This window comes from Claveliimonas monacensis, from assembly GCF_014982975.1.
Taxonomy (GTDB): Bacteria; Bacillota; Clostridia; order Lachnospirales; family Lachnospiraceae; genus Claveliimonas; species Claveliimonas monacensis.
In genome coordinates this window covers 88,569-100,165 of sequence record NZ_JADCKL010000009.1, presented here as the reverse complement: position 1 = coordinate 100,165, position 11,597 = coordinate 88,569, and the positions used below count along the sequence as shown (strand labels likewise).

The 11,597-nt window shown below is 50.5% G+C and carries 13 protein-coding genes and 2 tRNA genes; 5 read left to right on the top strand and 10 right to left on the bottom strand.

From position 1 onward, the window contains the following. Positions 1–143 precede the first annotated feature (143 nt). The gene (gene srtB, locus INF30_RS11020) at positions 144–1,181 is read right to left on the bottom strand and encodes a class B sortase (RefSeq protein WP_226395208.1); all 1,038 of its coding nucleotides are present in this window, start codon (positions 1,179–1,181) and stop codon (positions 144–146) included. Positions 1,182–1,348: 167 nt separating this feature from the next. Here srtB and INF30_RS11015 point away from each other — a divergent pair, with 167 nt between their 5' ends. Both INF30_RS11015 and bilS read left to right on the top strand, forming a co-directional pair. Further along, entirely contained in the window at positions 1,349–1,744 is a 396-nt protein-coding gene (locus INF30_RS11015) for a zinc-ribbon domain-containing protein (RefSeq protein ID WP_226395207.1), read from the top strand. A gap of 30 nt (positions 1,745–1,774) precedes the next feature. After that, the gene (gene bilS / locus INF30_RS11010; RefSeq protein WP_226395206.1) at positions 1,775–2,296 is read left to right on the top strand and encodes a flavodoxin family protein BilS; all 522 of its coding nucleotides are present in this window, start codon (positions 1,775–1,777) and stop codon (positions 2,294–2,296) included. 40 nt (positions 2,297–2,336) lie between these two features. On the opposite strand, the gene INF30_RS11005 is transcribed toward bilS, so the two are convergent. The 5 genes from INF30_RS11005 to INF30_RS10985 form a co-directional block, all read right to left on the bottom strand. Then, on the bottom strand, positions 2,337–3,176 hold the full coding sequence (locus INF30_RS11005) for a carbohydrate ABC transporter permease (protein ID WP_076780240.1): 840 nt from the start codon (positions 3,174–3,176) through the stop codon (positions 2,337–2,339). After that, complete coding sequence (locus INF30_RS11000; RefSeq protein ID WP_330601314.1) at positions 3,173–3,958, bottom strand: carbohydrate ABC transporter permease; 786 nt, start codon at positions 3,956–3,958, stop codon at positions 3,173–3,175. Before INF30_RS11000 ends, INF30_RS11005 begins: the two co-directional genes overlap by 4 nt. Positions 3,959–4,028: 70 nt before the next feature. Continuing rightward, the gene (locus INF30_RS10995) at positions 4,029–5,306 is read right to left on the bottom strand and encodes a sugar ABC transporter substrate-binding protein (protein WP_226395205.1); all 1,278 of its coding nucleotides are present in this window, start codon (positions 5,304–5,306) and stop codon (positions 4,029–4,031) included. Positions 5,307–5,436: 130 nt separating this feature from the next. After that, on the bottom strand, positions 5,437–6,783 hold the full coding sequence (locus tag INF30_RS10990) for an MATE family efflux transporter (RefSeq protein ID WP_226395204.1): 1,347 nt from the start codon (positions 6,781–6,783) through the stop codon (positions 5,437–5,439). Further along, on the bottom strand, positions 6,780–7,625 hold the full coding sequence (locus tag INF30_RS10985) for a PocR ligand-binding domain-containing protein (protein ID WP_052084060.1): 846 nt from the start codon (positions 7,623–7,625) through the stop codon (positions 6,780–6,782). Before INF30_RS10985 ends, INF30_RS10990 begins: the two co-directional genes overlap by 4 nt. A 177-nt stretch (positions 7,626–7,802) precedes the next feature. Between INF30_RS10985 and INF30_RS10980 the strand changes: the two genes are divergently transcribed. The 3 genes from INF30_RS10980 (at position 7,803) to INF30_RS10970 (ending at position 9,968) form a co-directional block, all read left to right on the top strand. Further along, positions 7,803–9,146 (top strand): MATE family efflux transporter, encoded by a 1,344-nt coding sequence (locus INF30_RS10980; RefSeq protein ID WP_076780232.1) that lies wholly within the window; start codon positions 7,803–7,805, stop codon positions 9,144–9,146. Positions 9,147–9,252: 106 nt separating this feature from the next. Next, positions 9,253–9,582 (top strand): nucleotidyltransferase domain-containing protein, encoded by a 330-nt coding sequence (locus INF30_RS10975; RefSeq protein WP_033126205.1) that lies wholly within the window; start codon positions 9,253–9,255, stop codon positions 9,580–9,582. Continuing rightward, positions 9,567–9,968, top strand: a complete 402-nt coding sequence (locus INF30_RS10970) for a HEPN domain-containing protein (protein WP_076780231.1) — start codon at positions 9,567–9,569, stop codon at positions 9,966–9,968. Before INF30_RS10975 ends, INF30_RS10970 begins: the two co-directional genes overlap by 16 nt. A 111-nt stretch (positions 9,969–10,079) precedes the next feature. Here the strand turns inward: INF30_RS10970 and INF30_RS10965 are convergent. The 4 genes from INF30_RS10965 to prdD all read right to left on the bottom strand — a co-directional run bounded on the left by INF30_RS10965 (position 10,080) and on the right by prdD (position 11,595). After that, positions 10,080–10,151 (bottom strand) — tRNA-Cys (locus INF30_RS10965). 7 nt (positions 10,152–10,158) lie between these two features. After that, a tRNA-Glu gene (locus INF30_RS10960) sits at positions 10,159–10,230 on the bottom strand. 88 nt (positions 10,231–10,318) lie between these two features. After that, positions 10,319–10,807: a glycine/sarcosine/betaine reductase component B subunit gene (locus tag INF30_RS10955; RefSeq protein ID WP_033126204.1), complete on the bottom strand. Its 489-nt coding sequence runs from the start codon at positions 10,805–10,807 to the stop codon at positions 10,319–10,321. A 32-nt stretch (positions 10,808–10,839) separates the two neighbouring features. After that, complete coding sequence (gene prdD / locus INF30_RS10950; RefSeq protein WP_226395203.1) at positions 10,840–11,595, bottom strand: proline reductase cluster protein PrdD; 756 nt, start codon at positions 11,593–11,595, stop codon at positions 10,840–10,842. Positions 11,596–11,597: the final 2 nt, after the last annotated feature.

Genomic DNA, 11,597 nt, shown 5'->3' with positions numbered 1-11,597 from the left:
GCATTGCTTTTGTGTGCTGTCAAGGGTGGCGTGAGCTGCCATCAAACTTCATATCTGCGATTTTCAAGGTTCAATCGGAGCCTATTTTTTAGGCTTCGCTTTTTCATAACTTATTTGACACTACCATGCTCCTGTCTTTTTATTTAATTAATCTGCTTTTCACTTTCTTTCACTCCCACAACTACCATCCTGTGCTCGTCGCTGGCCCGGGTACAGGTGGACAGCGTCACCACAGTGTCCTGGGTAGTCACCTCCACGCCTGTGTCGTAGGCGGATGCCTCCTTCGTATAGTCCAGGAAAGCCTGATAGGCGGCATCATCGGCAAAGTCCGTCAGGTACGTGTCCGATGTCTCCGTCACCTGCCCTGCCGCATAGATGTGGTAGGTGATCTCACGCCCGTCCGGCGTATAAATATAGAAGTAGGGATTGGCCTCCCAGAAAGACTGCTCCTCATACTTGGCCAGGTCGTGGAACATGGAGCTGTCGTTCATGCGGTGTCCGTATATGATGGTATTTCTGTCATTAAAGTCCGGGTTATTGTACGTGTTTACAAAAATAGCCCCCACCGTGTTGTCACTGGCAGAAAAAGTCTTATTCAGATAGGTGCTGTTGTCCGCCGTCTGGACCAGGGGATAATTGATCTGGGCCGGTTCCGGGTCAAAGCGGATCCATCCCACCGTGTCCGGATTGATCCCCATCAGTGTGTCAAAATCCACCGCGAACTGGTTCTCTCCGTCCTCAGACTCCTCCTCCGTGATAGCAAGATCTTTCACTTCGTCGTACTCCTTGCGTCCCTCGTAATACCCCGAGATAATGTAAAAAAGCTGAAAGGCAGACACGCAGAAGACGATGACAGCCACCACAAGGATGATGTTGCTGATCATGCGCCCCTTCCGTCCATTCTTTTTCTCGCCCTTTCCGGGAGTTTTCCCTTTCTTTTTCCCGGCGGCCGCTTTGCCTCCGGAAGCAGCTCTTCTCTTCCCTGTAGCCTTCACCTGGTCCGGTGTTCGCAGATCCTCATCTTCCTCCAGATCGATCCAATCGTTCTCCCAATCTTCTTCCGGCCGTCTCTCCACCTGACGCGCAGCCCTTTCCCGGCTGCTGTCCCGGCTGCTGCCGCGGCTCCCGGCCGGACTGGAAGAGCGCCTTCTCCCTCTATGGTAATGCTTCTTTTCGCTCACTGTCTTAACTCCTTTTCTTCATAAACACACGTCACATTGCACGATGCCTGTTCTTTCCCAGTATAACACATCAAAAGATGCGCTTCTATTATTTTATATATTTTTAATTTCCAGTTTATTGACTTTGCAGGCGGTGCGAGTATGATTGCAGATAGGAGGATGAGAAAATGAAAGAAAAACTGATACGATTTATGGCCGGACGCTACGGCTTTGACTCTTTGGGAAAGGCAACCCTGATCGTTGCTCTTATCGTGATGATCCTGTCCGGTTTATTTGAGAGCGCCATCCTGTCGCTCCTTTCCTGGGCTCTGATCATCTACACATACTTCCGGCTGTTTTCCAGGAACATTTACAGGCGCTCTGCCGAGAACCAGGCCTACCTGGCAAAGACACGCCGGATCCGCACCTGGTTCGCCACCCAGAAGAACCTGATGGCACAGCGCAAGACCCACCACATCTACAAATGTCCCACCTGCCGGCAGAAGATCCGGGTTCCGAAAGGCAAGGGCAAGATCGAGATCCGCTGTCCCAAATGCCAGACCCGGTTCATCAAGAAGAGCTGATAAAGATATCATGAAAGAAGGTACGTGCATATGTTGGATTATTTAGTTTTATACAACAGCCATTCCGGAAACACAAAGAGCGTAGCTGCCGCCATCTTCTCCGCCCTGCCGGAGGGCTCCCGAGATCTGATCGACATAGACAGCGGCAAGCCCATCCCCGAGGCTTCCACTTATTTTATCGGCTTCTGCGTTCACAGAGGCTCCTGCTGCATAGAGGTGAGCGATCTGCTCAGCTCCCTGGAGAATAAGAACATTGCCCTCTTCGGCACCTGCGGCATGGGAAGATCCGCGGAATACTACAGCCTTATTGAGAAAAATGTCAGCGCATGGATCAACAGCAGCTGCCGCTACCTGGGCTGTTACATCTGCCAGGGAAAGATGCCCATGCAGGTCCGCCAGAAATACGAGAACATGCGCACCAGCGAAAACGCCCCGCAGGTAGACGGGTTTATCCGAAACTTTGACTGCGCCATGACTCACCCGGACCGGGAGGATCTGAAAAAGGCACAGGAATTCGCATTATCCTGCATTTCCCATGCCTCCTGTGTTTAAACAGATCTGCTGATTCATTTTATCAATCTGGCATGATCTTTTACCCCTTGATAGATCCCCCTGTCATTCCTCTAACGAGAAGTTTCCGGAAGACAAGCGCTGCAATGGCCGGCGGCAGAATGATCAGCATCCCCGCAGCAGCAGTAATTCCGTAAAGCACTGTGTCTTTTGTCATAAACTCCGAGGCCACAATGGCCGCCGGCTTTGTGTCAATATTCGACGCCAGGATCAGGGGAATCTGAAACTGACTCCAGGCGCTCAGGAACATAATGAGCATACTGGCACATATGATAGGATAGGACACCGGAAGTATGATCCGGAAAAATGTCCTTAGCCGTCCGCAGCCGTCCACAAGGGCGGCTTCTTCTAATTCCCTGGGTATCGTCGAAAAGTAATTGCTCATCAGCCAGATGCTCATAGGCAGAAAGGAGCTGGCATATACCATGCTCAGCCAAAAAGTGCTGTTGAGCAGTTCCATAGCCGAGAACATCCTGTATAGAGGAATGATAGTCGCAAACACCGGAATGACCATAGTAATCAAGATCGCGTTCTTGATGATCTTCTTCCCCCTGAACTCCATCCTGCTCAAAGTGTAGGCTGTGACTGCAGCCACAGGAATCCCGATGACAAGTGTACACGCCACTGCCTTCAGAGAGTTCTCAAGCCCTCGGAAAAGCCGGATATGCTGCTGACTGATAGAATCAAACAGCGTAAGATAGTTATCCCAGGTAATCTCGCTGGGGAACATGTTCATAGTGTTTTTAAACATCTCATACTCCGGTGTGACAGAAATCGAGAAGGCCCACACAAAAGGTCCCACTGTCAAAACAAGAAAGATAACCACCGCCACCCAGTAGAGAGGAGAAACTTTTTTCTTCAAAATTCCACCTCCCTGTTCAGACTTCTAAGATAAAAGAACCCAAGCACGGCCGCCATCAGCATAATCAGATAAGTAAGAGCGCTCCCCTTTCCAAAATCCAGAAAGGAGAAGGTCGTGAGATAACTCTCGATCAGAAGATTTTTCCCCAGATCTTTGTACCCTGCAAGGGCTACGATCTCGTCAAAAATATTGATGGCCGTGATCGATGCAGATGTAATGCCAATACCGATAAAAGGCATCATGAGCGGTGCCGTTATATATCGGAAGACAGTCACCCTGCCGCCGCCGTCTATCTTTGCTGCCTCATAGAGTTCTTCCGGGATAGCGTGCAGCCCCGAGAGGCAGACGATCGCACAGAACGGAATACTCCTCCACGCCACCACGATAGCCACGATCAGAAGAAGCAGCCACCGGTCTGTCAGCCACATAATGGGCTCTTCTATAAAATGCAGCCTGATAAGGAGCTTGTTCATAAAACCATATCCTGGATGAAAAATAAAACGCCATATGATCCCATTTACAATGGGCGGGAGCGCCCAGGGAAGGACGGCCAGCGCCATCAAAAGCCCCGATATCTTTGTATCCACATTGAGCAGAAGAGCCACACCAAACCCCAGGACTGTAGTCAGGATAACAACTACGACAAGGAGGAACAGAGTATTTTGCAAGCTATACATAAAAGAGTCTGAAGTAAGGACATCCACATAGTTGGACAGGCCCACAAAGTCTGTGTCCTCCGGGCTGGTCAGCTTCATCTCCTTTAAGCTATATGAAAATGTCATGATCGTCGGATAAAACACCAACACGCCCATTATAAGAATAATGGGCGCCAGTAATGCATAAGGTAATATCTTACTTCTTTTCAATTAATTCATTCACTTTCGCATTCATCGCATCAAATGCCTCCTGGGGAGTCTGCTCTCCGAGAACCATCTGATTAATGTTATTGTACATAGTGTTGCTCATCTCAGAATAGTAGGAAGGAACGCCATTGGGAAAAACAGACTTGATCAGGTCTGCCTCGTCCAGCATGGCCCCTGCATTTTCAAATGTGCCATCTTCTACCATTTCTGCCAAGACTGAGTTTCTTGTCGGAATGGAACTGTTGACTGCGTACATTCTCTTCTGGACATCTGCTGAGCTGTACCATTTAACGAACTCCTGGGCTGCTTCTTTGTTTTCTGAGAAGGAAGTAATTCCAACTGCTTCCGGAAGAGCCATTGTCTGCGGAGATGTTCCGTCTGTTCCCGGAAGAAGGATAGGAACAATGTTTCCGATCTCTGAGCACTGCTCAGGATCATTGCTGATACCCACAAACTTGGTAGGACCTACCATAAAGCTGGCCTCGCCCGATGTGATCTTGCGGTAGCAATCCATGCCATTGAAAGAAATAGATGCTGGATCCACAAATCCATCCTGCACAAGCTGGTTCTCAAATGTCAGAGCATCCATGACCGCTTCTTCATTCAGTGTATCGTCATCATTGAACACCTGGCCACTTCTTGAGAAGGCCATCCACATCATAGAAGTGGTGGCAGACTCATCCGCGTTCATCGGCATTGTGTAGGGATACTCTACGATCCCTGCTTCTTTGATCTTTTTCAGAGCATCATATACCTCATCCCAAGTCTCAGGAACTTCTGTAATTCCAGCCTGCTCAAAATGCTCTTTATTATAGTAGGCGATCCGGTAATCATTTGCATAAGGCACAGCAAGTATCTCACCATCAATGGTAAAGGTCTCAAGCGTAGGCATGTCCTCCTTGTCCTCATCTGTCATCTCGATAGGCTCCAGCCATCCCGCGCTGTTCATCTCTCCTACCCATGACCAGTCTACCTCGATCACGTCAGCTGCTGCCTCTCCGCCGCTGGCCGCAATAGACACCTTATCCCGGATATCATCCCAGCTCACCTCATTAAAAATGACAGAGATACCTGTCTCCTCCGTGAATTCTGCCAGCAGCTCATCTCCCGGGTTTGCCCAGTCAGGCGCCATAAAAGTGATTTCCTTACTTTCACCGGAAGAAGAGCTTTTATCTCCGCTTTCACCGCTGCTGTCCGAGCCGCATCCTGCTGTCAGTGTCGCTGCCATAGCTGCACAGAGCAGCATGCTCACCAGTTTCTTTTTCATAATTGTATACCTCCTACCATACCTTTTTCTCTGGTATCAAAGAAAGTATAGCAAGCAGGGAATTGGGCGTCTAATCGTTTTTTCACATGTATGATCCCACTTATCGTTTTCATCAATATGTCCTGCGGGTTTACTCTCTCGTAAGCTTCCGTATCCAGTTCCCGTAGTGGGACTCCAGAAAGGCAGGCACGCATTTAAATATCTGGTCTGCGTTGAGGCAGCACACCACCACCGCCGGAGAAGCCTTCACCACAAAAGCCATAGCAAAGGACAGGGGGATGACGATCATCCAGATGCTGACCAGGTCCATCTTCACTACGAACATGGCATTGCCGCCGCCACGGATGATGCCGTTGTTGGTGGGCATCTGGTAGGACATACCCACACAGACCACGCTCAGGATGATGAGGAACGTATTCATCATCTCCATCGCCTCCGGGGACAGGTCATAGAGCGTCATAACGGGGATGCGGATCAGAAAGAGGAGCAGACCGGACACAAGGCCGATCACCACGAACATCCTCTGCATGATGGAGGAGTAATGCTTCACAAGAGGGATGTTGCCCGTCCCGATAGTCTTTCCCACAATGACCGACGCGGTGGAGGAAGCCCCCACAGACATGGATTTCACCAGCAGGAACAGGGTGGACGCCGCGCTGTTTGCCGCAATGGCAGCAGCGCTCATGTGCCCCAATATGACTGTCTGCAGAGCTGTGTTGAGCCCCCACAGTCCCTGCACCACCAGCATGGGCAGGCACACCCGGAAATAGTCTCCCGCCATCAGGCGGTCCGCCCGGAAATAATCTTTCAGCTGCAAATGCAGCTTTTTTTCTTTTTTCGCTATATAGACAAGGAGCACAGCGCACTCCGCGATCCTGGCCGCCAGCGTCCCTATGGCCGCTCCTTTTGCCCCCAGCTCGGGCACTCCGAATCTCCCGTAGATCAGCACATAATTGATACAGCAATTGACGCAGAACGCCATGACCGACAGCCAGAAGGCGATCTTTACCGTCTCCACGCTCCGCAGCGTGGCCAGCAGGATGATAGTCACCGCGAAGAAGACGTAGGTGTATTTTACGATCCCCAGATAGGCTGCCCCCTCCCGTATGATGGACTCTTCCGTGGTAAAGAGCCCCACCGCTCTCTGCGGAAAGAGGCTGACCGCCGCAAAAAGAACGACTGCTATAAACAGTCCCGCCCGCATGGCCACCGAGGAGATCTTCCGCATGGGCTCTGTCTGCCGTTTTCCCCAGTACTGGCTGCAGAAGATTACAAGCCCGTCCCCCAGAGCCAGAAGGAGCTGCTGATAGACAAACTGGATCTGGTTCACAGCCGCCACGCCGGAGAGGGCGGCCTCACTGTACCCTCCCAGCATCACATTGTCCGCCAGATTGACACTGATGGTCACCACATTCTGGAGCACCAGCATGATATAGATGGAAAAGAAATTTCTGTAGAATCCTTTTTCTGTTTTCATGCCTTCTGACCGCCTTCCCTCTCCTGGTTTCTTCTGTATTCCCCGGGCGTACATCCGATATATTTTTTAAACTGCCGGGAGAAATAATTCTGATTGGAAAATCCGTTCTCCAAAGCAACTGAATAGATGGACTTTTCCGAATTTCTCAGGCTTCTGCATGCATTGGTAAGTCGCACACCCATGAGATAGCGGTACACAGAGGTGCCTGTGTACTCGCGGAACAGCTGGTTCAGCCTTGTCTTGCTGTACCCGAACCAGCGGCACAGCCCTTCCAGAGTAATGTCCTCCCTGTAATGCTCTTCCAGATAGCGGATGATCTCTTTGGCCGTTCCAGTGGCAGTGACCGGGAACTGATGATGGTTGGCTATATAGTCCGCACAGACCCTGCACATGGTCACAAAAGCCCCGATCTCTTCCAGATCGATGCGCACCAGCTTTTTCACCCCCTCCGCTATCTCCTCCTCGCTCCCCAGGTTCATCTGCCTGGCTTTCTGCATCACCTCTTCCGCGGCTCCCTCCCGCTTTTCCAGCATCTGCCCGGTCATCATATACCCTGCCAGGCGCCCGTAGTGGTAGAGGGGGAACACTGCCTCATACAGCCCCATATGGCACCGGTAAATATGTACTTTGTGCTCCTCCCGCACCGTTGCAAAAGCCTCTCTGTTGTCCCGGCCGCAGCGTTCACATCCCTGGGAGTTCCTGGTCACCAGGCTGCAAAAATAGGCGCCTGTATCCGGATACCTGGCAACAGAATGCCCCTCCAGGTCATACACGTCGATGAGGATGCCCGATATGGCATACAGCTGCTTTAAAATATCTTCCAGCGAAATGATCTCTGACATATTTCTTCCCCCTGCTCTTCCCGGACATGAATAGTATCTTCTGACATATGTGTCCGATTGTGCTAATCATAAACATATTATACATTGTTTTCCCTTTATCTTCCATATAATATATTTTTTGCGGAATATCCAAATGGACTTATATTTTTAAAACACGTGGAAAGGATATGATCTACTATGAACTTTATGCAGGATATGACAAAAGGATCTCCGTTCAAGCTTCTTCTGTCTTTTTCTATTCCCCTTCTTATCGGAAGTCTGTTCCAGCAGTTTTACACCATGGCGGACTCCATTATCGTGGGGAAATTTGTCGGCGCGGACGCCCTTGCTTCCATCGGCGCCTGCTCCTCTGTTATCTATTTGCTGTTTTCTCTTTTTCTCGGGCTTTCTGCCGGAATCGGGATCGTGATCTCCCAGTATTTCGGCGCTGGTGACGGCAGCACAGTGCGCAAAGGCATTGCCTGCTCTGTGTACATCCTGCTGGCAGCTTCTATTTTGCTGACACTGATCGGCCTTACGCTTGCCAGACCAATTCTCACCTTCCTTGGCACACCGGAGGAGATCATGCAGGATGCTGCCGTCTATTTCCAGATCACCAGCGGAGGGATCGTGGCCGTCGCCTTTTACAACGGCATCTCCTCCATCCTCAGAGCGCTGGGAGACAGCCGGACGCCTCTGATCTTTCTGGCTCTGGCCGCTCTTTTAAATGTGGGGCTGGACCTGCTCTTTGTCACGGTATTCCACATGGGTGTTGCAGGCGCCGCCCTGGCGACGGCCATTGCCCAGTTCTCCTCCGCCTGCGCCTGCCTTGTCTTCTCCCTGAAGACAAACCCGTATTTTCATATTAAAAAAGAGGAATTCCGTCCGGATACAGGCCTGATACGGCGGATGATGCACATCGGACTCCCCCTGGCGCTGCAGAACGCCATGATTGCCTTCTCCTGCGTCATGCTCCAGAGTGTCATCAACTCCTTCGGCACCATGATCATGGCTGTCTTCACTGCCACCAACCGCATTGAAAATCTGGTAAATCAGATCTACATAGCCGCCAACACGGCCCTGTCCAACTACACAGCCCAGAACCTGGGAGCAGGGAACACAGACAGGGTCCGCGCCGGCACCCGGTGCTGCATTCAGATCACTGTAGGATTTTCGCTCCTCATGGTCCTTGTCATGTACCTGTGTGGTCACATGTTCATGGGATGGTTTGTGACCGACCGGCAGGTCATTGAGACCGGTGCCCAGGCCCTGAAGCTGATCAGTCTGTTTTTTGTCTTCTGGGGACTCCTCTACGTCTTCCGCGGCATTCTGAACGGAGCCGGGAACGCAGGGTTCGCCCTTGTCAGCGGAATCCTGGAAGTCGTTGGCAGAATGGGGTGCGCCTTCCTTCTCACCTCCATTCCCTTTATCGGACAGTGGGGAATCTGGCTGGCCGAGGGTCTCACATGGATCCTTGTATCCGCAGCCGGAGCCATCTGCTATTTCCGCGGAAAATGGACGCAGAAGAAACTGATAGCATAATTCTCCGCCTGAATTCTGTATGCCGCTCCTTCAACTTTTCTCACTTGATTGATTTCGTCCTTAAAATAAGGTACAATAACTTCAAACAGGAGAAAGGAGGCACACCATGGAAAATTACACAAATCTGCTGAAAAAATTAATCCCCGGACTTGTCCGTATTTTTCAGGATTCAATTACAAGTATCATCCTCTATGGCTCTGTGGCAAGAGGAACTCAGACAGAAGAATCAGATATTGACATCGCTGTCCTGGTCAGATCATATACCAAAGAGATGCACGAACAGATGACAGATCTTGTCGTAGACTTGGAATTAGAATATGACAAAGTCCTTTCCGTGCTCCTTATTGATCATGATAAATTTGCAGAGTGGGAAAATGTAATGCCATTTTATAAAAACGTGAAAAAGGAAGGGATTGTATTATGGCCGGCAGCATAAAAGATTTATCAAGATACCGGTATGAAAGATCCTCTGAAGAACTAGAAAACGCAAAAGCAATGTTGGAAACCGGTAAATATAAGCTTGCTCTTAACCGATCCTATTATTCTATTTTTCACGGTATGCGCGCAGTAAATGTCCTGGATGAATTTGACAGCAGCAAGCATAGCGGTGTCATTGCCCATTTTAATCAATACCATGTTAAGACAGGCGATTTCTCTAAAGAAGCATCGAAGATCATCCGAACATCTTCTGAAATGCGTGAACATGCTGACTACGAAGATTTTTTCGTTGCTTCCCGCCAGGATGCTGAGGAACAAGTTCAAAAAGCTCAAACATTTCATGAATTTATTACCAACTATCTACAGAAAAAAGAAATATTGTAAAGCAGTAAGTATCCCGTTTCCTGTCCTGACACAAAATCGTACAACTTCTTCTCAAATTTAAAGTGCTTCAAGCTCTTATAAACAAAGAGTTTGAAGCACTTTAAATTTGAGAGGCGCAGACCGGATTTGAACCGGTGAATCGAGGTGTTGCAGACCTGTGCCTTACCACTTGGCTACTGCGCCTGATACATGACTCCGACGGGAATCGAACCCGTGTTACCGCCGTGAAAGGGCGATGTCTTAACCTCTTGACCACGGAGCCAGATACGATATAGACAGTCAGCTCTCTCAAGCTGACCGTGAGATATCGTATCACACTCCGCTGTAAATTGCAAGGCATTTTTTTATTTTTATCCCTTTTCCTCCCACTTGCGCATTTTCAGTTTTAAAAGCGCAAGCGCTTTTCTGGCGTCCGTCTCTGTCACAGTATTTTCTGCCAGCATTTTCGTCTCATCTCCCGGCTGATCCATCCTGTCCAGCGCTTTGTAATAGCAGATCACGCCGTCCAGGTGGTCGTTTTGGACTACAAAGTCCTTTGCAGGGCACTGGCTTAAGACTGCCGTGGGGACGCCCCGCTTTTCCGTCTCCTCAATAGCATGCGCAAAATCCACATGATTATTCCCGATCCCATTGCAGGAGAAAATGGCGCCGTCCACCCGCATACATTCCAGTGAGACACCCACTCTCTCCGCCGAAAGATATTTGTCTTCGTTCTTATCCGGGGATCCTACAATCACGATCCCCCTCAGGTTGACGTCCCTGTCCTCCGACAGCACCTCCACCAGAGGATCTCTGTAATAGTGGAGCGTGGTCTCTTTCATGCTTGTACCTATACCCATAGTCTCCTCTCCTTTCCGCCAGGGTCTCCCGCCTAGTCCATTGCGTGCATAATGCCGTCACGGAATTCGTTGGGCGTCACCACCACCGGCATCCATCCCATATCAATGACAGAGCGTCCGCCCTCGTAGCCGCAGGGCTCATTTCCAAACAGCCTCGTGTCGTACACAGCCCCCTGCCCGGAGACTTCCTTGACGATCACCACATCCTTGCGGCCCGGCTCATAGGTCTCCTGGAACACGTGCTTTTCCGTGCACTTGTACCCGTTGAATTTCTTCATCTGTTCCCGGAAGATCTGGCAGAACACATCGCAGGCTCTGTGGATCGCCTCCGGACCGGGCCGGTCCGCCCAGGTCCCCTCCCGCAGCACCACGTCAAAGGAGATCAAAAGGTCGCTCTCCAGGGGAGTCCCGGGCCTGCCCCACGCGATCTTGTCCCGCAGGATCCCATCGCTGGCGCCAAAATTGCACACCTGCCGGCCGGCCTCATCCACCCCTGTCAGGATCACATACACCCCCGTCAACGTGTGGGTAATCCCCTCTCCCACCTTTCCAAGCACTTTCGTGGAGAGAGGGATAACGTCCATCACCGTGTTGGTGTGCTGGTCATGCTCGTCGGGCCGGATGATCCGGATCGAAATGTCCTTGATCAGCGGTTCCTTCTCCCGGATCTTTTCCGCCACAGACGGACACACTGTCATATGCCCGTCCAGTGTGACCCGGTTTTCTTCCCCGTATTCCAACGAGGATATGTGGTAGGCCCTCACGGTAAGTCTTGTTCCTGTCTCCATCT

What these genes read in the sequence shown, in the direction of transcription:
- INF30_RS11015 (WP_226395207.1), top strand. Translation starts at nt 1,349, where the DNA reads ATGAAAGAAAAACTGATACGATTTATGGCCGGACGCTACGGCTTTGAC.
- bilS (WP_226395206.1), top strand. Translation starts at nt 1,775, where the DNA reads ATGTTGGATTATTTAGTTTTATACAACAGCCATTCCGGAAACACAAAG.
- INF30_RS11000 (WP_330601314.1), bottom strand. Translation starts at nt 3,958, where the DNA reads ATGACATTTTCATATAGCTTAAAGGAGATGAAGCTGACCAGCCCGGAG.
- INF30_RS10995 (WP_226395205.1), bottom strand. Translation starts at nt 5,306, where the DNA reads ATGAAAAAGAAACTGGTGAGCATGCTGCTCTGTGCAGCTATGGCAGCG.
- INF30_RS10990 (WP_226395204.1), bottom strand. Translation starts at nt 6,783, where the DNA reads ATGAAAACAGAAAAAGGATTCTACAGAAATTTCTTTTCCATCTATATC.
- INF30_RS10985 (WP_052084060.1), bottom strand. Translation starts at nt 7,625, where the DNA reads ATGTCAGAGATCATTTCGCTGGAAGATATTTTAAAGCAGCTGTATGCC.
- INF30_RS10980 (WP_076780232.1), top strand. Translation starts at nt 7,803, where the DNA reads ATGAACTTTATGCAGGATATGACAAAAGGATCTCCGTTCAAGCTTCTT.
- INF30_RS10975 (WP_033126205.1), top strand. Translation starts at nt 9,253, where the DNA reads ATGGAAAATTACACAAATCTGCTGAAAAAATTAATCCCCGGACTTGTC.
- INF30_RS10970 (WP_076780231.1), top strand. Translation starts at nt 9,567, where the DNA reads ATGGCCGGCAGCATAAAAGATTTATCAAGATACCGGTATGAAAGATCC.
- INF30_RS10955 (WP_033126204.1), bottom strand. Translation starts at nt 10,807, where the DNA reads ATGGGTATAGGTACAAGCATGAAAGAGACCACGCTCCACTATTACAGA.
- prdD (WP_226395203.1), bottom strand. Translation starts at nt 11,595, where the DNA reads ATGGAGACAGGAACAAGACTTACCGTGAGGGCCTACCACATATCCTCG.